Annotated in this window: 24 protein-coding genes; 20 read left to right on the forward strand and 4 right to left on the reverse strand. The window is 69.7% G+C overall.

The window, feature by feature from the left end; translation table 11 throughout:
• The first annotated feature begins 63 nt into the window (after positions 1-63).
• From AB0K67_RS18420 to AB0K67_RS18470, 11 genes are all read left to right on the forward strand, one after another.
• Positions 64-486 (forward strand): hypothetical protein, encoded by a 423-nt coding sequence (locus AB0K67_RS18420; RefSeq protein ID WP_364060956.1) that lies wholly within the window; start codon positions 64-66, stop codon positions 484-486.
• Between the two features lie 66 nt (positions 487-552).
• Positions 553-768 (forward strand): AtpZ/AtpI family protein, encoded by a 216-nt coding sequence (locus AB0K67_RS18425; protein ID WP_355429926.1) that lies wholly within the window; start codon positions 553-555, stop codon positions 766-768.
• Between the two features lie 67 nt (positions 769-835).
• The gene (atpB, locus tag AB0K67_RS18430; RefSeq protein WP_364060960.1) at positions 836-1,633 is read left to right on the forward strand and encodes a F0F1 ATP synthase subunit A; all 798 of its coding nucleotides are present in this window, start codon (positions 836-838) and stop codon (positions 1,631-1,633) included.
• A gap of 78 nt (positions 1,634-1,711) precedes the next feature.
• Positions 1,712-1,942 carry an ATP synthase F0 subunit C gene (gene atpE / locus AB0K67_RS18435; RefSeq protein ID WP_138666586.1) on the forward strand — a complete coding sequence of 77 codons (231 nt, stop codon included), beginning with the start codon at positions 1,712-1,714 and terminating at the stop codon, positions 1,940-1,942.
• Positions 1,943-1,970: 28 nt separating this feature from the next.
• Positions 1,971-2,519, forward strand: coding sequence for a F0F1 ATP synthase subunit B (locus AB0K67_RS18440; RefSeq protein WP_364060963.1), 549 nt, complete (start codon positions 1,971-1,973; stop codon positions 2,517-2,519).
• Positions 2,520-2,607: 88 nt separating this feature from the next.
• Complete coding sequence (locus AB0K67_RS18445; protein WP_364060966.1) at positions 2,608-3,417, forward strand: F0F1 ATP synthase subunit delta; 810 nt, start codon at positions 2,608-2,610, stop codon at positions 3,415-3,417.
• 23 nt (positions 3,418-3,440) lie between these two features.
• Positions 3,441-5,090, forward strand: coding sequence for a F0F1 ATP synthase subunit alpha (atpA, locus tag AB0K67_RS18450; protein ID WP_364060969.1), 1,650 nt, complete (start codon positions 3,441-3,443; stop codon positions 5,088-5,090).
• A 3-nt stretch (positions 5,091-5,093) separates the two neighbouring features.
• A complete protein-coding gene (locus tag AB0K67_RS18455; RefSeq protein WP_364060972.1) occupies positions 5,094-5,996 on the forward strand; it encodes a F0F1 ATP synthase subunit gamma in 903 nt (300 codons plus the stop codon).
• A 1-nt stretch (position 5,997) separates the two neighbouring features.
• Positions 5,998-7,446: a F0F1 ATP synthase subunit beta gene (gene atpD, locus AB0K67_RS18460; RefSeq protein ID WP_364060975.1), complete on the forward strand. Its 1,449-nt coding sequence runs from the start codon at positions 5,998-6,000 to the stop codon at positions 7,444-7,446.
• 66 nt (positions 7,447-7,512) lie between these two features.
• Entirely contained in the window at positions 7,513-7,914 is a 402-nt protein-coding gene (locus AB0K67_RS18465) for a F0F1 ATP synthase subunit epsilon (protein WP_127940234.1), read from the forward strand.
• A 32-nt stretch (positions 7,915-7,946) separates the two neighbouring features.
• Positions 7,947-8,327, forward strand: a complete 381-nt coding sequence (locus tag AB0K67_RS18470; protein ID WP_364060979.1) for a DUF2550 domain-containing protein — start codon at positions 7,947-7,949, stop codon at positions 8,325-8,327.
• Between the two features lie 161 nt (positions 8,328-8,488).
• Here the strand turns inward: AB0K67_RS18470 and AB0K67_RS18475 are convergent, their stop codons facing one another.
• The gene (locus AB0K67_RS18475; RefSeq protein ID WP_364060982.1) at positions 8,489-9,079 is read right to left on the reverse strand and encodes a cob(I)yrinic acid a,c-diamide adenosyltransferase; all 591 of its coding nucleotides are present in this window, start codon (positions 9,077-9,079) and stop codon (positions 8,489-8,491) included.
• A 127-nt stretch (positions 9,080-9,206) separates the two neighbouring features.
• On the opposite strand from AB0K67_RS18475, the gene AB0K67_RS18480 reads away from it, so the two are divergent.
• The 4 genes from AB0K67_RS18480 to AB0K67_RS18495 all read left to right on the forward strand — a co-directional run bounded on the left by AB0K67_RS18480 (position 9,207) and on the right by AB0K67_RS18495 (position 12,577).
• Entirely contained in the window at positions 9,207-10,103 is an 897-nt protein-coding gene (locus AB0K67_RS18480; RefSeq protein WP_364060985.1) for an ATP-binding cassette domain-containing protein, read from the forward strand.
• Entirely contained in the window at positions 10,100-11,209 is a 1,110-nt protein-coding gene (locus tag AB0K67_RS18485; protein WP_364060988.1) for an ABC transporter permease, read from the forward strand. The genes AB0K67_RS18480 and AB0K67_RS18485 overlap by 4 nt, the downstream gene beginning before the upstream one ends.
• Positions 11,209-12,180 carry a histidine kinase gene (locus tag AB0K67_RS18490; RefSeq protein WP_364060991.1) on the forward strand — a complete coding sequence of 324 codons (972 nt, stop codon included), beginning with the start codon at positions 11,209-11,211 and terminating at the stop codon, positions 12,178-12,180. The genes AB0K67_RS18485 and AB0K67_RS18490 overlap by 1 nt, the downstream gene beginning before the upstream one ends.
• Positions 12,181-12,259: 79 nt before the next feature.
• Entirely contained in the window at positions 12,260-12,577 is a 318-nt protein-coding gene (locus AB0K67_RS18495; protein WP_364060994.1) for an STAS domain-containing protein, read from the forward strand.
• 114 nt (positions 12,578-12,691) lie between these two features.
• Here AB0K67_RS18495 and AB0K67_RS18500 read toward each other — a convergent pair whose 3' ends face one another.
• From AB0K67_RS18500 to nucS, 3 genes are all read right to left on the reverse strand, one after another.
• A complete protein-coding gene (locus AB0K67_RS18500; protein WP_364060997.1) occupies positions 12,692-13,234 on the reverse strand; it encodes a TetR/AcrR family transcriptional regulator in 543 nt (180 codons plus the stop codon).
• A 144-nt stretch (positions 13,235-13,378) separates the two neighbouring features.
• Positions 13,379-14,851 carry an aldehyde dehydrogenase family protein gene (locus AB0K67_RS18505; protein ID WP_364061000.1) on the reverse strand — a complete coding sequence of 491 codons (1,473 nt, stop codon included), beginning with the start codon at positions 14,849-14,851 and terminating at the stop codon, positions 13,379-13,381.
• Between the two features lie 142 nt (positions 14,852-14,993).
• Positions 14,994-15,656, reverse strand: coding sequence for an endonuclease NucS (nucS, locus tag AB0K67_RS18510; RefSeq protein WP_364061003.1), 663 nt, complete (start codon positions 15,654-15,656; stop codon positions 14,994-14,996).
• A gap of 36 nt (positions 15,657-15,692) precedes the next feature.
• Between nucS and AB0K67_RS18515 the strand changes: the two genes are divergently transcribed.
• From AB0K67_RS18515 to AB0K67_RS18535, 5 genes are all read left to right on the forward strand, one after another.
• Positions 15,693-17,147, forward strand: coding sequence for a 3-hydroxybutyryl-CoA dehydrogenase (locus tag AB0K67_RS18515; protein WP_364061006.1), 1,455 nt, complete (start codon positions 15,693-15,695; stop codon positions 17,145-17,147).
• Positions 17,144-17,434: an ATP/GTP-binding protein gene (locus AB0K67_RS18520; protein ID WP_364061009.1), complete on the forward strand. Its 291-nt coding sequence runs from the start codon at positions 17,144-17,146 to the stop codon at positions 17,432-17,434. Before AB0K67_RS18515 ends, AB0K67_RS18520 begins: the two co-directional genes overlap by 4 nt.
• Positions 17,435-17,445: 11 nt before the next feature.
• Positions 17,446-18,150, forward strand: a complete 705-nt coding sequence (locus tag AB0K67_RS18525) for an alpha/beta fold hydrolase (RefSeq protein WP_364061388.1) — start codon at positions 17,446-17,448, stop codon at positions 18,148-18,150.
• Between the two features lie 276 nt (positions 18,151-18,426).
• On the forward strand, positions 18,427-21,711 hold the full coding sequence (locus AB0K67_RS18530) for a LamG-like jellyroll fold domain-containing protein (protein WP_364061012.1): 3,285 nt from the start codon (positions 18,427-18,429) through the stop codon (positions 21,709-21,711).
• A 619-nt stretch (positions 21,712-22,330) separates the two neighbouring features.
• The gene (locus tag AB0K67_RS18535) at positions 22,331-23,074 is read left to right on the forward strand and encodes an alpha/beta fold hydrolase (RefSeq protein ID WP_364061015.1); all 744 of its coding nucleotides are present in this window, start codon (positions 22,331-22,333) and stop codon (positions 23,072-23,074) included.
• The last annotated feature ends 197 nt before the right edge of the window (positions 23,075-23,271 follow it).

Consider the following 23,271-nt stretch of genomic DNA (forward strand, 5'->3'; position numbering starts at 1 on the left):
CTCCAGATGCACCGGTTCTGGAGGTAGCAAACGCTCGCTTGATAACTTGCCGATGGAGCATTGATGCAGGCCAACGACGTGCGCGTACTCAAGAGCGCCGCGCTTCCGACTCTCGCGGTCGGGGTGGTCGCCGTGCTCGTGTCCCTCGTGGTGGCAGGTGGCAAGGGAGCGCTCGGCGCAGCCCTCGGCACTGCGCTCGTCGGGGTCTTCTTCAGCATCAGCGTGGTGGTGGTGTCGTACGCCGCCCGCATCTCTCCCCAGATGATGGCGATCGCCGCGATGCTGAGTTACCTCGTCAAGGTCGTCGTCATCATGGTCGTGCTCAACGCGTTCCGTGACACCACGGCGTGGAACACGCTCGCTTTCGCATGGTCGGTGGTGATCTGCACTCTCGTGTGGACCGGCTTCGAGGCCCGCGCCTTCATGAAGACCAAGATGCTGTACGTCGACCCCGAGGCCCGGGTGCCTGGTAGGGGCGACTCATGAACCCTGTTGACCGGGCGGGGTCCGATATGACTAGCCCTCCGTCCGCCTGCTATCGTCGGGGCCGCGATGAGCGCACAGGAACGCCGACCGGAAGAAGACGGTCGCGACTTCGCCGACGCCATGTGGTCAGTCCCCAGCTATCTGCTCGCGGGGATGGCCGTCTACGGCGGTCTCGGGTGGTTGCTGGACCGGTGGTTGGACATGTCCGCGTTCTTCCCCATAGGCGTGGTTCTGGGGGTTGTGCTCGCCGGCTATCTGGCCTACCGCAAGTTCAGTCGCTAACCCGGCGCAGCGATCACTTCGCCGAGGTAACTCTTGTGATCCACTACGACGTTGAAGGGAACGCCGCGTGAGTGCGCTGACGGTCCTCGCTCCACATGGCGATCAGTTCGGGGCGCCTACGCCTGAAGAGCTGTTCGACCTGCCCCCCATCATCGCGGGTGTCGACTGGTTCACCAAGCCGGTCCTGCTCGCGATCCTCACGTCGATCGTCGTGATCGCCGTGTGCTGGGGCGCCTTCGGCAACCCGAAGGTCGTGCCCAGGGGCCTGCAGAACGTCGTCGAGTACGGCTACATGTTCGTCCGCGACCAGGTCGCCCGGCCCTTCCTGGGCAAGGACGCCGACCAGTGGATGGGGCTGCTCGTCTCGATCTTCTTCGTGGTCCTGCTGTGGAACCTCATGGGCGTCATCCCCATCCTGCAGTTCCCGGTGGCCTCGCACATCGCCTTCCCGGCCGTCCTCGCCGGTCTGATCTACATCCTCAAGATCTACCTCGGCATGAAGCACCAGGGTGCGGTCGGCTACTTCAAGAACATGATGTTCCCTCCGGGGCTGCCGAAGTTCATCTACGTCCTGCTTGCCCCGATCGAGTTCCTGTCGAACCTCATCATCGCCCCCTTCACGCACGCTGTCCGACTCTTCGCGAACATGTTCGCCGGCCACATGCTGCTGGCCTTCTTCAGCATGGTCGGCTTCTGGTTCCTGTTCGAGAAGCTGACGCCGCTGGGCGCCCCCGTCGGCGTGATCGGCGTGGTGATGACGATCATCCTGACCGGCTTCGAGATGTTCATCCAGTTCCTGCAGGCCTTCCTGTTCGCGATGCTGGCGGCGATGTACATCGGCAACTCGCTCCACCCGGAGCACTGAGAACCACCGCACGACTCACGGAATGTCCATGACCGGTGATACCCAATCCACCGGCCGTTAAGTAAAGGAATACGAACAATGAGCGTTCTCGCTGAGGTCTCCGGCAACGTCACCGCCATCGGTTACGGTCTCGCCGCCATCGGCCCCGGCATCGGCGTCGGCATCATCTTCGGTCAGGGCGTGCAGGCCATCGCCCGCCAGCCGGAGGCTTACGGCCTGATCCGCCAGAACATGCTCCTCGGCTTCGTCCTCACCGAGGCCCTCGCCCTGATCGGCCTGGTGGCGCCGTTCATCTTCCAGGGCATCTGATCGCCCCTAACTGACGGAAGGCTGCAACATGGTCATCAAGGCAGCTACGCTCCTTGCGGCGGAGTCGAGTCCGCTCATGCCGCACAAGTACGAGCTCGTCGTCGGTATCTTCGCGTTCCTCGTCGTCTTCCTCGTCGTCGGCAAGCTGCTCGTCCCGCGCATCCAGAAGACGCTGGCCGAGCGCACCGACGCCATCGAGGGTGGCATCAAGCGGGCGGAGGAGGCGCAGGCCGAGGCACAGGCCCTGCAGAAGCGCTACCAGGAGCAGCTCGAGGAGGCCCGTCGCGAGGCCGCCAGGCTGCGCGAGGAGGCGCGTGAGCAGGCCGCGCAGATCAAGGCCGAGCTCCGCGAGGAGGCGCAGGCCGAGGCCCGCCGTCTCGTGGAGGCCGCGCACGCCCAGATCGAGGCCGACCGCCAGGCGGCCTTCGCCCAGCTCCGCGCCGAGATCGGCCGTCTGTCGACCGAGCTGGCCGGCCGCATCGTCGGCGAGTCCCTGGAGGACGAGGTCCGCCAGAGCCGCATCGTGGACCGGTTCCTCGACGAGCTGGAGAACAGCAACGCGCAGGCGGTGCGCTGATGCTGGAGCGAACCCCCCGCGGTGAGCGGAGCGGACACGCGCGCGGCGTGCGCGTCCGCGCGGCGAACGAGGAGCGGGTGAGCGATCGATGAGGGGTTTGAGCAGGGCCTCGCTTGTCGAGGTCGAAGAGCGGTTCAACTCGGTCGCGGGCAGCGCCGACCTCGGCGCGCTCTCTGACGAGCTGTTCGCGATCGCGGACCTGCTCGACCGCGAGCACGGCCTGCGCCGTGCCCTGTCCGACCCGGCCAGGCCGGCCGAGCAGAAGGCGGGCGTGCTGCGCTCGCTGCTGCAGGGCAAGGTCGGCGAGGCCGCCCTGGCCACGGCCGAGGCCGCGGTCTCGGCGCGCTGGTCGCGTACGGGCGACCTGGCCGACGTGCTCGAGCGGCTCGGTGTCGTGGCCGCGGCGGCGGAGGCGGAGAGCCAGCGCAGGCTCGACGATGTGGAGGACGAGATCTTCCGCTTCGGCCGCATCGTCGCCGCCAACCCCGACCTGCGCAGGGCGCTCGCCGACGCGTCCGCTCCCGAGGAGGGCAAGCGCGCGCTGCTGCGCAGCCTCCTTGAGGGCAAGGTCGCGCCGACCAGCCTGCGCCTGATCACGCAGCTCGTTGTGCATCCGCGAGGACGTAGTCTGGAAGCCGGCCTGGAAGAAGTCGGCCGACTGGTCGCCCAGCAGCGCCAGCGCCTGGTGGCGGTGGTGCGCAGCGCGGTCGAGCTGACCGACGCGCAGAAGCAGCGCCTGACGGCGTGGCTGCGCGCCTCGTACGGGCGGGACGTGCACCTGAACGTCGAGGTGGACAAGCGAGTGCTCGGTGGGTTCTCGGTCCGCATCGGCGACGAGATCATCGACACCACCATTGTGGGACGAATCGAAGAAGTCCGCCGCCGGTTGGCCGGCTAGGCGAATAGGGAGACAGAGTAGAGATGGCGGAGCTTACGATCCGGCCGGACGAGATCCGGGACGCGCTTGAGCGCTTCGTCCAGGCGTACGAACCGGAAGGCGCCGCGCGCGAGGAGATCGGGACCGTCGTCGACGCCGGCGACGGCATTGCCCATGTCTCCGGCCTTCCCTCGGCGATGGCGAACGAGCTGCTGGAGTTCGAGAACGGCACGCGCGGCCTGGCACTGAACCTCGACACCCGCGAGATCGGTGCCGTTATCCTGGGCGAGTTCGCCGGCATCGAGGAGGGCCAGACGGTCCGCAGGACGGGCGAGGTCCTGTCCGTGCCCGTCGGCGACAACTTCCTCGGCCGCGTGGTCGACCCCCTGGGCAACCCGCTCGACGGCAAGGGTGCCATCGAGGCCGAGGGCATCCGCGCCCTCGAGCTGCAGGCCCCCTCCGTCGTGCAGCGGCAGCCGGTGAAGCAGCCGCTGCAGACCGGCATCAAGGCGATCGACGCCATGACGCCGATCGGCCGCGGCCAGCGCCAGCTGATCATCGGTGACCGTGGCACCGGCAAGACCGCGATCGCCGTGGACACCATCCTCAACCAGCGCGAGGGCTGGCTCTCGGGCGACCCCGAGCAGCAGGTCCGCTGCGTCTACGTCGCCGTCGGCCAGAAGGGCTCGACGATCGCGCAGGTGAGGGCCCGCCTCGAGGAGGCAGGCGCGATGGAGTACACCACCATCGTCGCCGCCCCGGCCTCCGACCCGGCCGGCTTCAAGTACCTCGCCCCGTACACCGGTTCGGCCATCGGCCAGCACTGGATGTACCAGGGCAAGCACGTTCTGATCGTCTTCGACGACCTGACCAAGCAGGCCGACGCCTACCGCGCCGTGTCCCTGCTGCTGCGTCGCCCGCCGGGCCGTGAGGCCTTCCCCGGCGACGTCTTCTACCTCCACTCCCGGCTGCTGGAGCGCTGCGCGAAGCTCTCCGACGACATGGGCGGTGGCTCGATGACGGGTCTGCCGGTCATCGAGACCAAGGGCAACGACGTGTCGGCGTTCATCCCGACCAACGTCATCTCCATCACCGACGGCCAGTGCTTCCTGGAGACCGACCTGTTCAACGCCGGTGTCCGCCCGGCGATCAACGTCGGTATCTCGGTCTCCCGCGTCGGTGGCTCGGCGCAGGTCAAGGCCATGCGCAAGGTCGCCGGTACGCTGAAGCTGTCGCTGTCGCAGTACCGCGACCTGGAGGCGTTCGCCGCGTTCGCCTCCGACCTCGACGCCGCCTCGCTCGCCCAGCTGGAGCGCGGTCAGCGACTGGTCGAGCTGCTCAAGCAGCCCCAGTACAAGCCGTTCCCCGTCGAGCACCAGGTCGTGTCGGTGTGGTCCGGCACCACCGGTGAGCTCGACGAGGTGCCGGTCGAGGACATCCGCCGGTTCGAGGCCGAGTTCCTCGACTACCTGCAGTCCTCGCACAAGGGCATCCTCGACACCATCCGCGAGACGGGCGAGCTGTCCGACGACACGGTGACCGCTCTGAAGGACGCCATCACGGAGTTCAAGAAGGGCTTCACCACCTCCTCGGGTGAGCTGCTGGTCAAGGACGAGCCGGTCGCTCCGCTGGCCTCCGACGAGGTCGGCCAGGAGAAGATCAAGAAGGTCGTCCGTCCGGCGGAGAAGAAGTAGCAGATGGGTGCCCAGCTAAGGCAGCTGCGGCGGCGGATCAACTCGGTGAAGTCCACCGCGAAGATCACGCGCGCGCAGGAGCTCATCGCCTCTTCACGGATCGTCCGGGCGCAGCAGCGGATGCAGGCGGCGCTGCCGTACGAGCGCGAGATCACGCGCGCCGTCACGGGCGTCGTCAGCAACGCGGCCAGCATCGACCATCCGCTGATCGTGGCGAAGGAGAACCCCGCCAAGGCGGGCGTGCTCATCGTCACCAGCGACAGCGGATTCTGCGGCGGCTTCAACGCCAACGTGCTGCGCGAGGCCGAGGCCCTGCGCGGGCTGCTGGAGGGCCGCGGCATCGAGGCCGTGCCGTTCGTGACCGGTCAGAAGGGCGTCACCTGGCACACCTTCCGCAACAGGGAGATGGGCGGCAGCTGGACCGGCTTCACCCGTAAGCCGTCCTACGCCGACGCCAAGGAGGTCGCCGGCACGCTGATCGAGTCGTTCAAGGACGACAACGGCATCGACGAGATCCACATCGTCTCGACCGAGTTCGTCTCGATGCTGTCGCAGAACGTCGTGGTCAAGCGCATCCTCCCGCTGGAGATCGAGGAGACCGAGGCGACGGAGTCCACCGTGATCCCGCCGTACTTCGAGTTCGAACCGACCGCCGGCGATGTGCTGGAGTCGCTGCTGCCGCGCTACGTGGAGTCGCGCATCTTCACGGCGCTGCTGCAGTCCGCCGCCTCGGAGGAGGCCGCGCGGCGGCGTGCGATGAAGTCGGCGACCGACAACGCCAACGAGCTGATGCGGGTGCTCACCCAGCAGATGAACCAGGCTCGCCAGGCCGAGATCACCCAGGAAATCAGCGAGATCGTCGGTGGCGCCAACGCGCTCGCTGACGCCGCAGCGGGGAAAGAGTGAAATGACTGCAGAGGCTGTAGAAACTACCGAAGCCCCCGCGGCCGGCACTGGCCGCGTGGCACGTGTCACCGGCGCCGTCGTCGACGTGGAGTTCCCCGTCGATGCGATGCCCGACATCTACAACGCGCTCAAAGTCGAGGTGACCCTCGGTGGCGAGACCAAGACCCTGACGCTCGAGGTCGCCCAGCACCTGGGTGACAACCTCGTCCGCGCCATCTCCATGCAGCCCACCGACGGCCTGGTCCGCGGCCAGGCGGTCGTCGACACCGGCGCCCCGATCTCGGTGCCGGTGGGCGACGTCGTCAAGGGCCACGTGTGGAACGCGCTCGGCGAGACGCTCGACGTCCCGACCTCCACGCTGAAGGTCGAGGAGCGCTGGCCGATCCACCGGCCGTCGCCCTCCTTCGACCAGCTGGAGTCCCGCACGGAGCTGCTGGTCACCGGCATCAAGGTCATCGACCTGCTCACCCCGTACGTGCAGGGTGGCAAGATCGGCCTGTTCGGTGGCGCCGGCGTGGGCAAGACGGTGCTCATCCAGGAGATGATCCGCCGCGTCGCCCGTAACTTCGGTGGTACGTCCTGCTTCGCCGGCGTGGGCGAGCGCACCCGTGAGGGCAACGACCTCTGGCTGGAGATGGCCGAGGCCGGCGTTCTCAAGGACACCGCGCTCGTCTTCGGTCAGATGGACGAGCCGCCGGGCACCCGTCTGCGCGTGGCGCTGTCGGCGCTGACGATGGCGGAGTACTTCCGCGATGTGCAGAAGCAGGACGTGCTGCTGTTCATCGACAACATCTTCCGCTTCACGCAGGCCGGTTCCGAGGTCTCGACGCTGCTCGGCCGTATGCCGTCCGCCGTGGGTTACCAGCCCACGCTGGCCGACGAGATGGGTGTGCTCCAGGAGCGCATCACCTCGACCCGCGGTCACTCGATCACCTCCATGCAGGCGATCTACGTCCCCGCGGACGACATCACCGACCCGGCGCCGCACAACGCGTTCGCGCACCTCGACGCGCAGACCGTGCTCTCGCGGCCCATCTCCGAGAAGGGCATCTACCCCGCGGTGGACCCGCTCGACTCCTCCTCCCGGATCCTCGACCCGCAGATCGTGGGCGAGGAGCACTACCAGGTGGCCCAGGAGACCAAGCGGATCCTGCAGAAGTACCGCGAGCTCCAGGACATCATCGCGATCCTCGGTATCGACGAGCTGTCCGAGGAGGACAAGGTCATCGTTCAGCGCGCCCGCCGCATCGAGCGCTTCCTGTCGCACCCGATGTACGCGGCCGAGGCCTTCACCGGCCAGCCCGGCGAGACCGTGCCGCTGGACGAGACCATCGCCTCCTTCAAGGGTCTGTGCGCCGGTGAGTACGACCACCTGCCCGAGCAGGCGTTCTTCATGGTCGGTGGCATCGATCAGGCCATCGCCAAGGCCAAGGAACTCGAGCGTCGCTAATCGCCCCACGGTGGTGGCGCGGCATGCGTGTCGTGCCACCACCTGATCGGAAAGGAACCTACACAAGTGGCGAAGCTACGCGTAGGGGTTGTCTCACCCGAGCGTGAGATCTGGTCGGGCGAGGCCGACATGGTGATTGCCAAGACCGTGGACGGCGAGATCGGTATTATGCCGCAACACGCACCTGTGCTCGGCGTTCTCGTCGAGGGCGGGGTGCTGCGCGTGAAGCGGGAAGGCGAGCCGGAGCTGGTCGCCGCGGTGCACGGGGGCTTCATCTCCGTCGCCGACGACGAGGTCTCCGTGCTGGCCGAGGTGGCCGAGCTCGGCTCCGAGGTCGACGTCGCCGCGGCTCGTGACGCTCTCGACCGGGCCCAGGCCTCGATCGAGGCCAACCAGGAGGACGCCGACGCGGCCCTCGAGGCCAAGCGTGCCAGGGCCCGCCTGCGCGCGGCGGGCGAAGAGGTTTAATAGCACCTATCAAGCGGGCTCAGGGGGGCGGCATGGTGGCGACGGTTGTGATTCTCGTAGTGCTACTTGCCGCCCTCATCGTCGTTCGTGGCGTCATGCTCTCCCGTGCCCGCGGGAGCGTACCCTGTCGGCTGCGCGTGGGGGAGCGCGGCTGGCAGAGCGGGGTGGCCCGCTACGCCGACGGTGAGCTCCACTGGATTCCGCTGCTGGGCGTCCGACTCAGGCCGCGTCACGCTATTGCGAGGCGCGGCCTTGTCGTATCCGCTCGCAGGGAGATCGACGGCGGGCTGTACGCCGTCGACTGCTCCGGCAGCACGCAGAACATCTCGCTGGCGATGAGCGCCGACGCGATGACCGGCTTTCTGGCCTGGCTGGAGTCGGCACCGCCGAGCGCCTATCTGGACGTCGCCTGAGCCCTGGAAACCCCGCTCGGACGGTGAGCCCGGAAGCGTCTGCCCGGACGGCTCTTGAGCCCTGGAAGCGCCTGGACGGACGGCTCTTCAGCCCCGGCAGTGCCGGCCGTCCGGGCGCCTTGGCGCTGAAAGGCGCCCGGACGGCCAGGAAAGGGGTCCTGTCAGCGCGTGCCGCCGGGCTTCCAGAGGATCTCCTTGCCGGCGTGCGCGACTCGGCAGGCGATGAAGAGCAGGTCCGACAGGCGGTTGAGGTATTTCGCGGTCAGCGGGTTGGTGTCGTCGTGCGCCTCGATGGCCGCCCACGCTGAGCGTTCGGCCCGGCGTACGGTGACGCGGGCCACGTGCAGCGCGGCCGTGGCGGGATCGCCGCCCGGCAGGATGAAGCTCCGCAGCGGCTTGAGCCCCGCGTTGAAGCGATCGCACTGCTCCTCGAGCCAGGTGATGTACGACGCCTCCACGCGCAGGGGCGGGAACTCGGGGTTCTCCACGACCGGCGTCGCCAGGTCGGCCCCCACGTCGAACAGCTCGTTCTGCACCCTGCCCAGCACCTCGGCCAGCTCGGCCGGCAGCGTGCCGTACGACAGCGCGAGGCCCAGGTGGGCGTTGGCCTCCTCGACGTCGGCGTAGGCGACGAGCCTGGGGTCGGTCTTCGCGGTACGGCTCCCGTCGACCAGCGCGGTGGTGCCGTCGTCACCGGTGCGGGTGTAGATGCGAGAGAGAACGACCGGTTTGTCCTTATCGGCGCGCGTCATGGGCTCAGCGTAATGACAAATGTCATCGGGAACGGACGCGGGATTCATATCGAGCCGGTGATTTCTCCGACTACAAGGACCAATGGGGCGAAGGCCACCATGGACGCATGACGAAGGAGATGACCTGATGCTCGAGATCAGCGAGCTGCGCAAGCGCTTCTCGGGCGGTGCCGGCGCCCCTGACGGCAAGCTCGCCCTGGACGGCATCAGCTTCACCGTGCGGCCCGGCGAGATGTACGGCTTCGTCGGCGCGAACGGCGCCGGCAAGACCACGACGATGCGCATCGTGATGGGCGTGCTCCAGGCGGACTCGGGCACGGTGAGCTGGCAGGGCAAGCCGCTCACCTACGACGCCCGCCAGCGCTTCGGCTACATGCCGGAGGAGCGCGGGCTGTACCAGAAGATGCGGGTGGGCGAGCAGATCGAGTACTTCGGCCGGCTGCACGGCCTGAGCGCCCCGGCCGCCAGGAAGGCCACCGACGACCTGCTCGAACGCCTCGGCCTGACCGAGCGCAGGAACGACGCCGTGCAGGCACTGTCGCTGGGCAACCAGCAGCGCGTGCAGCTCGCGGTGGCACTGGTGCACGACCCCGAGGTGCTGATCCTCGACGAGCCGTTCTCCGGGCTCGACCCGATCGCGGTGGACGCGCTCGCCGCGGCGCTGCAGGAGCGGTGCAGGAGCGGCGTACCGGTGATCTTCTCCAGTCACCAGCTCGAACTGGTGGAGCGGCTGTGCGACTCGGTGGGCATCGTCTCGGGCGGCCGCATGGTGGCCACGGGGACGGTGGAGGAGCTGCGCGCCGCCGAGGGCGGAACGCTGGTGGTGGTCGTCCGCGATCCGGCCCCCGGCTGGGCCGACGGCATCCCCGGCACGGTCACCGTGGACGGCGACCGGCACACCCTGCGTACGAGCGGCGTGGACGGCCAGGAGATCCTGCGCCGGGCCATGAAGGCGGGCGAGGTCGAGCGCTTCGGCGCCGAGCAGCCGTCGCTCACCGAGATCTTCAAGGAGGCCGTGGCGTGAACGGACTGATGCTGGTCGCCGGGCGCGAGATCAGCACCCAGGTCAAGAGCAAGGCGTTCGTGATCGGCCTGCTGATCACGGTGGTGCTGGTGGGGGCGCTGTCGTTCGCGCCGAAGGTGTTCGGCGGCGGCGACTCGTACGCGCTGGGCACCGTCAACTCCCAGCGGCTCCCGCTGGATCAGGCGGCGCCGGACATCGAGTTCGAGTGGCGCGAGTTCCCCGACGAGGCGGCGGCCAAGAAGGCCGTGCTGGACGGCGACGTGGACGCGGTGCTGGTGAACGGCACCAAGGTGCTCACGGACGGCGAGATCGACCAGCAGCTCGGCGTGCTCATGCAGAGCGTGAACCGGGAGGTCAAGCTCGGCGCGGCCGGCGTGCACATCGAGCCGCTCCAGATGCAGTCGGTGGGCGCGGACACGCGCTATCAGGCGGCCAGGACGGCCATCGCGACGATCCTCGTCTTCGTGCTCTTCTTCATGATCTTCGGTCAGGTCGTGATGGTGGCCATGGGCGTGGTCGAGGAGAAGGGCAGCCGCATCGTCGAGATCCTGCTGGCCTCGGTGCGGCCGTGGCAGCTGCTCGGCGGCAAGATCGTCGGTCTGGGTGTGGTCGGCCTGATCAACCTCGGGGCGATCCTCGTCGTCGGGCTGGGCGCGGCGGCGGCCTCGGGCCTGTCGGCCGACTTCCCGCCCGGCATGGCCGGGCTCGTCGTGGCGGTCGTGGTCTGGTTCGTGCTCGGCTACGCCTTCTTCGCCACGCTGGCGGCGGCCTCGGGCTCGCTGGTCTCGCGCCAGGAAGAGGTCAACACCGTGATGACGCCGCTCACCATGGTCATCATGGGCACGTACTTCGTGGCCTTCTACGCCGGCAACGAGCCCACGGGCACGCTGGCCACGGTCGGGTCGTTCCTCCCGCCGTTCTCCTCCATGATCATGCCGGTACGGATGGCCGCGACCGAGGTGCCGCTGTGGCAGGTGCTCGTGTCGATGGGGCTCATGGCGGCGGGCGTGGTGGCCGTGCTGGCCTTCGGGGCGACGGTGTACCGGCGGGCGGTGCTGCGGACGGGGGCGCGGCTCAAGCTCATGGAAGTCCTCCGCTCGCGCTGATGGACACGGTAGAACGCGCGCGGTCGGCCGCCAGGAAGGTGCTCGGGTTCGGGCTCCTCGCCGGCTGGGCCCTCATCGCGCTGAGCGTGGTCGCAGACCCCGCCGACGGCCGGATCGCCCTGTGGCGGGCGCTGCTCGGGGCGGTCACCGCGGCCGGCTCCACCTGGATGGCCTGGCAGGTCGTGGACGAGCTGCTGGACCGCCGCCGCTACCCCGCCTGGCGGGTGGTGGCGGCTGCGGTCCTCGTCGTGGCCACGGCGCTCGCGGGCGGGACGGATCCCCTGGGATGGGGCGTGCTGCTCCTGTGCCTGCTGGGGGCGGCCGCGCTGCTGCGCAGGCTCGCCGTGGAGGCGCACCGGGCCGGCGAGGCGGGCACGCGGCTGGCGCTGGCCGAGGAGCGGCTGCGTTCCTCCCGCGAGGTGCACGACCTCGTGGGACACCAGCTCTCGGCCATCGCGGTCAAGACCGAGCTCGCGGTACGGCTGTCGGATAAGGACACCGAGGCGGCCAGGGCCGAGATGGCCGAGGTGAACGCGCTGACCAGGAAGGCGCTCAAGGAGGTGCGGCAGGCCGTACGCGGGCTGCGCGAGCTTGACTTGGCCGCCGAGCTGAATAGCGTGAAGAGTGTGCTCGAAGCGGCGGGGGTCCGCTGCGAGGTGGGCCTGCCCCACCGCGAGATGCCGGACGGCGTGGCGCCGGTGTTCGCCTTCGCGGTGCGCGAGGCGGTGACGAACGTGCTCAAGCACAGCACGGCGACATTCTGCGACATCTCCTTCCGGTTCACCGCGGACGAGGCCGAGCTGACCGTGCGCAACGACGGGGTGGCGCGCAGGAAGGCGGCCGATCTGGGCAGCGGTCTGGCAGGGCTGAGCGAGCGGCTGGCGGCCGTCGGGGGCTCGATGACGGCCCAGCCGACCGAAGACGGACATTTCCTGCTCCGCGCGGTCGTGTCACTCCCGATGGCTGGGTAGGGGAAGGTCAGAGGTTTTACCTCGTCAAGCGCTGTCCGCAGCGCTGTGACCACGCCGAGTGCGTGACTGAGGAGGTGGCATGCGCGTCCGGGGCAATCCGGGGTCCCAGGTGGCGATGATCGGCGCCCGGCTCGACGCCGGCACGTCGGCAGGGGTGCGCGAGCGCCTGCACGAGGCGCTCGACTCCGGCGAAGGGGATCTGATTCTCGATCTTTCGAAGCTGGAGATGATCGACGCGACCGGGCTCGGTGTGCTCGTGGGCGCTCATCGGCGCGCGATCAGCGTGCGACGCCGCCTCGTTCTTCGGGGGGTGCCCCCGCGGATCATGCGGATCCTGGCGGTGACCCGGCTGAATCGGGTGCTGAACGTGGAGGTTCCGGCGGCCGCGGTGGCCTGAGGTGTCATATCGGAGAGCGGGCGACGATCAGCCGTCGCCCGCTCTTTTTGCTTTCACGAAATCGAGTTTTCGGCCGGGCCGCTCTCCAGCGAAATGTGCATGGTATTGAGGCGATCAGGCGGGGCCGAGCGCGCGGTTGAAGATGTGCACCGCGACGTCCACGAGTTCGTCGATGTCCGGCTTATCGTCGCCCAGCAGCCATTCGATGAGCAGCTCTTGTAAGGCCCCTATGGCGCCCAGCGCCACCAGCCGGCGATTGAGGCCCGTGGCGAGCGGGAAATCGGCTGAGGCGTCCTCCACGATCCGGGCGAAGGCGTCGATGGCGCGCTGCCGCGACATCGCCAGAACGTCGCCGGATCGGCGTACCTCGACATGCATGATCCGCGCCCGCCGCCAGTCGGCCGTGGCGAACTCGATATATGCGCGAATGCCGGCCTTGATCCTGCCGTCGAGCGTCGCAGGGGCCTCCTGCACGGCCTTCGCGACGACGGCCAGGCTCTCGTCCACGCAGCGCTCATGCAGCGCCTGCAGCAGCTCTTCGCGGCCGCCGAAACATTCGTAGAAGGCCCGGTTGGAGATCCTGGCCTCCGAACACAGCCTTTCGATCGTCGTCGACGCGAATCCGGGCTTCGCGTATAGCGTGTACGCGGCCGTCATCAGCCGCTCTCGTCTGTCTGCCAGCCTTTGCTCAGCCGACATTCCCCGGTAAGACCGGTTCACATTCCACCCGTCCAACATGATCGTGGCCCCCAGAGCACACAATTATGGACGGATGATCGCCTAAGGAAAAGGGCAAGAAGATTACCTTTTGCGTCTTCCGTGCAAGAACGTGATAAGTCTGACCAGCCGCTCAAGTTCTTCGGGCCCCCGATTGAACGACGTGAGGTTCATCCCGGGCATCGCGAAGCGCTGCCGCGAGATGGCCTTCGGCCTGGCGAACTCCCGCAATCCGTCGGCCCCGTGGATGCGGCCGAACCCCGAATCGCCGACCCCGCCGAACGGCAGCGCGGGCACCCCGGCGAAGGAGATGACCGAGTTGATCGCCGTCATGCCGCTGCGCATCAGCCGGGCCAGCTCGGTGGCGCGGCGGGCGTTGCGGCTGAAGATCGTGCCGCCCAGCCCGTACGCCGAGGCGTTGGCCAGCTCGAGCGCCTCCTGCGCGTCGCGGGTGCGGCGCACGGTGATGGTCGGGCCGAACGTCTCCTCACGCACCGCCGGCGAGTCCTCGGGCACGTCTTCGACGATCACAGGATCGACGTAGGGCGGCCGGACCGCGTCGGGGCCGCCGGTGACCGCCTTGCCCGCCTTGGTGGCGTCGTCGATGTGCCGCTTGATGATCTCCACCTGGCCCGGCATGGTGATCGGGCCGTAGTCCTCGCCGGCCTTGAGCCTGGCCGCCCGCTCGGTCAGCTCGCGCATGAAGCCGTCGTAGACGGCGTCCACCACGTAGACCCGCTCCACGCCCACGCAGGTCTGCCCGGCGTTCGACATCGCGCCCCACAGGCAGGCGTCCGCGGCAGCGGCGAGGTCGGCGTCGGCGTCCACGATGAAGGCGTCCTTGCCGCCGCACTCGGCCACGATCGGGGTGAGGTTCTCGGCGCAGGCGGCCATCACCCGCTTGGCCGTGGCGGTCGAGCCGGTGAAGGCCACCTTCTTCACCCGGGGGTCGCCGGCCAGTGCCGCGCCCGTCTCGCCCAGGCCGGTGATGGTCTGGAACACCTCGTGCTCGGGGACCGACTCCTTGAACAGCTCGGCCAGCCGCACGCCGATGCCGGGGGTCAGCTCGCTCGGCTTGAACACCACGGCGTTGCCGGCCGCCAGCGCGTACGCGATGGAGCCCATGGGGGTGAAGACGGGGTAGTTCCACGGCCCGATGACGCCGACGACGCCGAGCGGCAGGTATTCGAGGGTGGCGGCCAGGTTGAGGCCGATCATGCCGGTGTTGACGCGGCGGCGGCCGAGCACCTTGGCGGCGTTGCGCGCCGCCCAGTCGAGGTGGGTGATCGCGAGGACCAGCTCCAGCGTGGCGTCGCCCACCGGCTTGCCGTTCTCCTCGTGCACGAGCGCGGCCAGCTCCCTGATGTGCTGGGTGAGCACCGCCTTGTAGTCGAGCAGCCGGCGCTTGCGCTCGGCGTGGCCCAGTGCGCCCCACCACGCGGCGGCCGTCTCCGCCCGGCCCACCGCCTCGTGAACGGCCTCAGGGCTCGCCTTGGGGTGGGTGCCGACGACCGCGCCGGTCGCCGGGTTGAGTGAGTCGAACGTCACGGTGCTCATGGCGTCACGATAGACCGGTAAGGCACCGCTTACCAGAATTGTCCGAGGCGTCCCTAGAGGAGCCGGCGCGGCCGCCGCGACCATCAAGGCCCCAAGGAGGCCGTTCGGGCCGCAGCGCGGCATGCAGCGCCGCGCAGCGGGTTCAGAACAGGGTCGGGTTCTCCGGCTCGATGCCGCGCAGCGCGTCGTAGTCGAGCGTGACGCAGTCGATGCCGCGATCGGCGGCCAGCACCCGGGCCTGCGGCTTGATCTCCTGGGCCGCGAAGATCCCGCGTACGGGGGCCAGGATCGGATCGCGGTTGAGCAGCTCCAGGTAGCGGGTGAGCTGCTCGACCCCGTCGATCTCGCCTCGGCGCTTGATCTCCACCGCCACCGTCGCGCCCGAGGCGTCGCGGCACAGGATGTCGACCGGGCCGATGGCCGTCATGTACTCGCGGCGGATCAGCGTGTAGCCGGGGCCCAGCGTCGTGATGTGCTCGGCCAGCAGCTCCTGGAGGTGCGCCTCGACGCCGTCCTTGATCAGGCCGGGGTCGACGCCCAGCTCGTGGGAGGAGTCGTGGAGGATCTCGGCCATCGTCAGCACCAGCTTCTCGCCGGTCTTGCCGTGGGTGACCGTCCAGGTGTCGCCGTCCTCTTTGAGCTTGCACGGCGGGTTCATCCAGTTGAGCGGCTTGTACGCGCGGTCGTCGGCGTGAATGCTCACGCTGCCGTCGGCCTTGATGAGCACCAGCCTGGGCGCCATGGGCAGATGTGCCGTGAGCCGTCCGATGTAATCCACGCTGCATCGCGCGATGACCAGCCGCATGACCGTCCACCTTAATGCCTCTGGAAAACTGGACGCATGGCGTTCGAACGGGTGGGTGTCGTCGGCCTCGGCACGATGGGGGCCGGCATCGCGGAGGTGTTCGCACGAGCCGGGCTGCGCGTGCTCGGCGTCGAGGCCGACGCCGAGGCCCTGGCGAGAGGCCGTTCCCTGCTGGAGAAGTCCACGGCGCGGGCGCTCGACAAGGGCAGGCTCACCGCGCAGGAGCGCGAGGCCATCCTCGGCCGCGTCACGCTGACCACCTCCAGGGAGGACCTGCGCGAGGCGGACCTCGTCGTCGAGGCCATCCCCGAGCACCTGGAGCTCAAGCTCAGGCTGTTCGCCGACCTCGACCGCATCTGCAAGCCCGAGACCGTGCTCGCCACCAACACCTCGTCGCTGCCGGTCACCGCGATCGCCGCCGCCACCGGGCGGCCTGGCCGGGTGGTCGGCCTGCACTTCTTCAACCCCGCGCCGGTCATGCGGCTGGTCGAGGTGGTGCGCACCGTGCTGAGCGACCCCGGCGTCGTCGGCGCGGTCGAGGGGCTCGCCGAACGGCTCGGCAAGACCGCGGTGACCGTGGGCGACCGGGCCGGGTTCGTGGCCAACCGGCTGCTGCTGCCCTATCTCAACCACGCCGCCGTGCTGCTGGAGCTGGGCGTGGCCACGCGTGACGGCATCGACGCCGTGATGCGCCAGGGCGCCGGGCTGCCGATGGGGCCGTTCGAGCTGCTCGACCTCATCGGGCTCGACACCGCGTACGAGATCATGGAAGTCCTCTACGACGAGACCCGCGACCGGCGGCACGCGCCGTCGCCCCTGCTGCGCGAGCTGGTCACGGCCGGGCGGCTGGGCCGCAAGTCGCAAGGCGGCTTCTACACCGGAGAGCCGCCGCAACCGCAGGACGCGCGGAGCTCGGGGGTGAGGACGTTCGACGTGGCCGGGCCGGGGGCCGACGAGCTGGCCGGGCGGCTCGATGCGGCCGGGTTCAAGCGCTCGGGCGAGGCCGCCGACGTCGTGCTGCGGCTGGGCGACCGGCCGGTGGTCGAGCACGCCGTACGCCTGCGCGACCCGGCGAAGCTGGTCGGGGTGCGGCTGCACGGCGACCGGGTGGCCGAGCTGGCCGTCACCGCGCTCACCTCGCAGGAGGCCGTGGCCGCCGCGTCCGACCTGATGAAGGTGCTGGGCATCACGCCCGTGCCGTGTAAGGACCGCGCCGGGTTCGTCGCCGACGCGCTGCTGCTGCCGTACCTCAACGACGCCGTCCGCATGTACGACGCCGGCTACGCCTCCGCTGCCGACATCGACACCGCGATGCGGCTGGGCTGCGGCTACCCCGCCGGGCCCTTCGAGACGCTGGAGGCCATGGGGCTGGAGCGCGTACGCGACGGGCTGCGCGCGCTCTACGCCGAATACCGCGAGCCCGCCTTCGCCCCCGCCCCCCTGCTCGACCAGCTCGTCGTCGCCGGCGCGAGCGCGTTCCCCCGCTCATGAGCCCCCGCCGCGCCCGCCGCAGGGAGTCCACCCGTCCGTTCTCCTTCCCGACCGGGATCGACAAGGTGGAGGAGTGGCCCGACGGAGAGTGGAAGGTCCGCATGCTCACCGGCGCCACCTCCACGAAGAACTACCGCTGCCCCGGCTGCGACCAGGAGATCCGCAGCGGGCAGCCCCACCTGGTGGCCTGGCCCAACTGGCCGGGCGGCGACGAGGAGCGCCGCCACTGGCACCAGGCCTGCTGGCGTAAGAGACTCGACCGCGGCCCGGGCCGCACGCGTTACTGAAGGGATCGATGGTGGAGATTCGCGCGGCGACCGTGCTGCCCGCCCGGCGCGAGCCGATCGAGCTGCACACGGCCGACGGCCTGACCCTGGTCGGCGAGCTGGCCCAGCCCCTCGACAAGCCGCCGGTGGCCACGCTGGTCACCCTGCACCCGCTGCCCACCCACGGCGGGTTCATGGACAGCCACGTCTACAAGAAGGCGGCCAACCGGCTGCCCGCCCTGGCCGACCTGGCCGTGCTGCGCTTCAACACGCGCGGCACCTCCTCAGAGCGCGGCACCTCTGAGGGCGCGTTCGACGGCGGCGAGGGGGAGCGGTTCGACGTGGCCGCGGCCCTGGAGTACGCCGAGTTCCACGACCTGCCCAGGGTGTGGGTGGTCGGCTGGTCGTTCGGCACCGAGCTGGCGCTGAAGTGGGCGCACGACCCGCTGGTGGAAGGCGCGATCCTGCTGTCGCCCCCGCTGCACAGGGCCACCGACGCCGACCTCGACGCGTGGGCGGAGTTCGGCAGGCCGCTGGTGGTGCTGGTGCCGGAGTTCGACGACTACCTGCGGCCCGACGAGGCCAAGGCCAGGTTCGCCCGGGTGCCGCAGGCCGAGGTCATCGGCGTCGACGGGGCCAAGCATCTGTGGGTGGGCGAGCCGTACGTACGGATCGTGCTCAACGAGATCGTCAAGTGCGTCAACCCGGCCGCGGCGCCGCTCCCCACCGAGATCTGACGAGCCTCGCCGCCGTGCCCGGCCGCGGGCGCCCTGCTCAGCGGGGTCTGGTGAGTCTCGCTGTCGTGCCCGGCTGCGGGCGCCCTGCTCACCGGGGTCTGGCGAATCTCTCCGTCGCGCCCGCCTGCGCTGAAGAATTTCTTGAGCATTATGAGCAGAACTCTGGCCTTCGCGATCGTCGCGGGCGAGAATCCGATCGTCAATTGAAGATCGCGGAGACGCCGGGCGACGTTCATCGTCCGCGCGTAATCCCTGCTCAGCGTGGGCGAGGCGCGAATGCGAGTAGTGCACGGGCTGGTGGCGGCGGCGTTATCGATCACGACTTTGGCGGCAGCGCCTCCATCGGAGGCCGAACAGGTGCCGCGTCCAGGCCCGGCGGCCCGGCAGGAGCCGGCGCCCGTCGCAGGGCCGGAGAACTCCGAACGCGCGGCGCTCGCCAAGGCCCGTGACACCGGGCAGCCGGTCGAGGTGGAGACGCTGCGCAGCGAGATCCGTACGGTCTTCGCCCAGCCGAACGGCACCATGAAGATGGAGCTGAACGTGCGCCCGGTCCGCGTCCGCAAGGACGACCGCTGGGTGCCCGTGGACACCACGCTGCGCCTGCGTCCCGACGGTGCGGTGGAGCCGGTCGCCGCCGCCGTCGATCTGACGTTCTCCGGCGGCGGAGACGCCCCGCTCGCCCGCCTCTCGCGCGGCGCCAAGTCGATGGAGCTGGGCTGGACGGGCCCGCTCCCCAAACCCACGCTGAACGGCGACACCGCCACCTACGCCGACGTCATGCCCGGCGTGGACCTCCAGGTCACCGCCGACGTGGACGGCTTCTCCCACCTGCTGGTCGTCAAGTCGCGGCAGGCCGCCGAAAAGCTGACCGAGCTGTCCTACCCGCTCTCCGCCAAGGGCCTGAACCTGGAGATCGACAAGGCGGGCAATCTGGAGGCCACCGACAAGGGCGGCGGCACGCTGTTCATCGCGCCCACGCCGAAGATGTGGGACTCCAAGGGCGTCACCAGTCAGCAGGCGCTCAAGGAAGGCCGCTCGCCCGAGGCCCGCGAGGCCACCATGGGCGTGGAGCTGGCGGGCAGGAAGCTGCGGCTGCGGCCGGACCGCGAGATGCTGACCGACCCCGGCACGAAGTTCCCCGTCTACCTCGACCCGTACTTCTCGGCCGCGCGCAACGCCTGGACGGCCGTGTGGAGCAACTGGCCCAACTCCAACTACCTCAACTCCAGCGACGTCGCCAGGGTGGGGCACGTCGAGTCGCAGACGAACCGCTCGTTCTTCCAGATGAACACCGGCTCGGCCATCCACGGCAAGCAGATCATGAAGGCGACGCTGCGCACGTACGAGACGTGGTCGTACTCCTGCAGCGCCCGCAAGGTCGAGGCGTGGGCCACCGGCAAGATCAGCAAGTCCACCACCTGGAAGAACCAACCCGACTGGGTCACCCTGCTGGACACCAAGAACGTCGCCAAGGGCTGGGGTTCGAGCTGCCTGCCCGGCGGCGTGGAGTTCGACGTCACCCCACAGGTCATCCAGGCCGCCGCGCTGAACTGGCCGAACGTCACCATCGGCCTGCGTGCCACCAGCGAGTCCGACGTCTACGCGTGGAAGAAGTTCAAGAACAACCCGAGCCTGGTCATCGAGTACAACTCCTTCCCCGACGACCCGTCCGCGGCCGACGTCTGGTCCGACCCGGGCGGCCCCTGCGTCTCCGGTGACGACCGGCCCGTCATCAGCACCCCCGCACCCAGGCTGTGGGCCAGGCTGAAGGACGTCGACAACACGCTCAAGGCTCGCTTCCAGTGGTTCGACGGGGACGGCAACAAGATCGGCGACTACACCACTCCGGAGGGGTCGTCGGGCACCGCGTTCAGCGTCTCGATCCCGCAGGCCTACTACGCCGACGGCGCGCTGCTGCGCTGGCGGGCACGGGCCGAGGACGGCACCGCCAACAGCGAGTGGAGCCCGTGGTGCGAGGCCACCGTGGACGCCAGCGCCCCCGGTAAGGAACCGGTCGTGAGCTCGCCCGAGTTCGAGGAGAACGCCTGGAGCGACGGCGTCGGCCTGGCGGGCACCTTCACCTTCGACCCCAACGGCGTCACCGACGTCGTCTCCTACCTCTACGGCCTGGACACCACGCCGACGACCGAGGTGGCGGCCGGCGCCGACGGCACGGCCACGATCCGGATCACGCCGTCGCACGACGGGCCCAACGTGCTCTCCGTACGCAGCAAGGACCGCGCCGGCCAGCTCGGGCCCATCCGCACCTACGTCTTCAACGTCAACGCGGGACGCGCTCCCGCCGCGCACTGGAAGATGGACGAAGGCCAGGGCGGCACGGCCGCCGACGTGAGCGGCGCCCACCCGGCCACGCTGCACGGCGCCACCTGGACCTCCGGCCGTACGGGCGGCGCGATCAGGCTGGCCGACGCCTACGCGCAGACGTCAGGGCCGATCGTCGACACCAGGCGCAACTTCACCGTCGCCGCATGGGCCCGGCTGACCGCCACCGACGGCGACGCCACCCTCATCACCCAGGAGGGCTCCGCCACCGGCGCGTTCGCCCTGCAGTACGTCAAGGCAGACGACCGCTGGGCGCTGACCATGACCGAAGCCGACGCCGACTCCGCCCCGGCCGTGCGGGCCCTGTCGTCCGCCGCGCCGCGCGTCGGCGAATGGACCCACCTGGTCGGCGTCTACGACGCGGCGGCCGGCCGGATCACCCTCTACGTGAACGGCAGGCGCGAAGGCACCGCTGCCGTCATCACCACATGGAACGCCACAGGCCCCCTGACGATCGGCCGCGGAAAGGTCGCCGGGGCGGCTTCGGACAACTGGCCAGGAGACGTCGACGAGGTGCGCGTGTACGACCGCGCGCTGTTCGCCGACGAGGTCGCCGATCTGGTCCACAGCGCTGCCACGCTGGTCGGACACTGGAAGCTGGACGAGGAGTCCGGCACCACGGCGGCCGACTCCTCGGGCCGGGCGACCGCCGCGACGCTGTCCGGAGCCGCCTCGTGGACGTACGGATGGCTGGACGGAGCGCTCGCCCTCGACGGTGTGGACGGCCACGCCCAGACCGGCGGCCCCGTGGCCGACACCAGGAACAGCTTCACCGTCACCGCCTGGACCCAGCTCGACCACCTGCCCACCGCCGACACCACCGCCGTCGCCCAGGCCGGTGACCGGGCCGCCGGGTTCCAGCTCGGCTTCGACCAGGAGCAGGGCAGGTGGGTGTTCGGCATGGCCACCGCCGACACCGACGCGGCATCGGTCGTACGGACGAGGTCCGACGCCATCCCCACCCCGCTGGAATGGACGCACCTGGCCGGCGTGTACGACGCACTCGCCGGGCAGCTCCGCATCTACGTCAACGGCCGGCTCGCATCCAGCACCGTCGTGGACCACGTGAGCACCTGGAACGCCACGGGGCCGCTGCAGCTCGGCCGGACGAAGGCGGAGGGCGCGTTCACCGGGTACTGGCCCGGGGCCGTGGACGACGTCCGCGTCTACGACTCCGCGCTGAGCGCCGAGCAGATCGCTCAGCTGGCCGCGCAGTGACCGCTGGGGCGCGAGCGGTGACCGCGGTCGCGGCCCGCCCGCCCCGGCCGCGGCCGTGAACGACGGCGACGCCCGGCACCGAAGTACCTCCCGGTGCCGGGCGTCGCCGTCTCCGGCCCTGTCGCCGTCGGCGGCCCCGGGAAGGGGACGCTCCCGCACCGGGGAGTCCCCCGGGAGCCGGAAGCCGCAAGCCGCAAGCCGCAAGCCCGCGAGCCGGAAGCTGGAACCCTGGACGTCGGGAACCGGGAGGGGGAGGCCCCTGGACGTGGGAAACCGGGAGCGGGAGGCGCCGGCCGTCGGGAACCGGGAGGGGGAGGCCCCGGCCGTCGGAAACCGGGAGCGGGAGGCCCCGGCCATCGAGAACCGGAAGCGGGAGGCCCGGGACCGAGCACCGAATATCGGCATCGAGCACTGGGAACCCGAAAACCGGGGGCGGTCGGAGTGGGATGGTGCGGGTGATTTAATCGCCGAGCAATGCCAGTTTTAGGGCGGACATTAGCCGTGTGCGACATTTAGCGCGATATTCAGCTTGGGCCATTGAGTGAATGTCGCCGTGAACCGCGTTACCGTGAGGTCCGTGCAGCTCTACACGAGATCGGCCGGGACCGGGATCCCGCTTGTGCTGCTTCACGCATTCCCGCTCTCGTCGGCCATGTGGCTGGCCCAGCGGGAAGGACTGGCCAGGGTCTGCCACGTCATCACGCCCGACCTGCGCGGCTTCGGCGGGTCGCGGCTGGGCGACGATGAGCCGTCACTCGACCTGATGGCCGACGACGTCGCCGCGCTGCTCGACGACGAGGGCATCGACAAGGCCGTGATCGGCGGGCTGTCGATGGGCGGCTACGTGACCATGGCGTTCTGCAGGCGGCACCCCGACCGGGTGCTCGGCGTCATCCTGGCCGACACCAAGGCCAGCCCGGACCCGCCACAGGCGAGGGAGAACAGAGAACGCATCGCCCAGGCCGTGCTCGCCTCCGGCAGCGAGGTGCTGGTGCGCGAGGTCCTGCCCGGGCTCATCGGGCCGACGACCAAGGAACGCAGGGCCATGGTGTTCGGCCGGGTCAAGGGGCTCGTGCAGTCGGCGCCTCCCGGCGCGGCCGCCTGGGCGCAGCGCGCGATGGCGGCCCGGCCCGACTCCTCCGACACGCTGGCCGCGCTCAAGGTGCCGCTGCTGGTCATCGTGGGGGAGGAGGACGAGCTCTCGCCGCCCTCCGACGCCGCCGCCATGGCCAAGGCCGCGCCCGACGGCCGGTTGGAGGTCATCCCCAAGGCGGGGCACCTTACGGCGGTCGAGCAGCCGGAGGCGTTCAACGCGGCGGTCACGGAGTTCCTCCGCACGGAGCTGCGCAACCACCGGCCCTGAGGTCAGGTACGTCGCACGCGCGCATCTGCGCGGCGACCGGCCTTGCCATGTGTAAGGGCTCGCGCGGCGACCGGCCCTCAGGCGCGTGCGGGCTCGCGAGGGGACCGGCCCTCAGGCGCGTGCGGGCTCGCGAGGGGACCGGCCCTCAGGCGCGTGCGGGCTCGCGAGGGGACCGGCCCTCAGGCGCGTGCGGGCTC

The organism is Nonomuraea sp. NPDC052634 (assembly GCF_040678535.1).
Lineage (GTDB): Bacteria > Actinomycetota > Actinomycetes > Streptosporangiales > Streptosporangiaceae > Nonomuraea > Nonomuraea fastidiosa.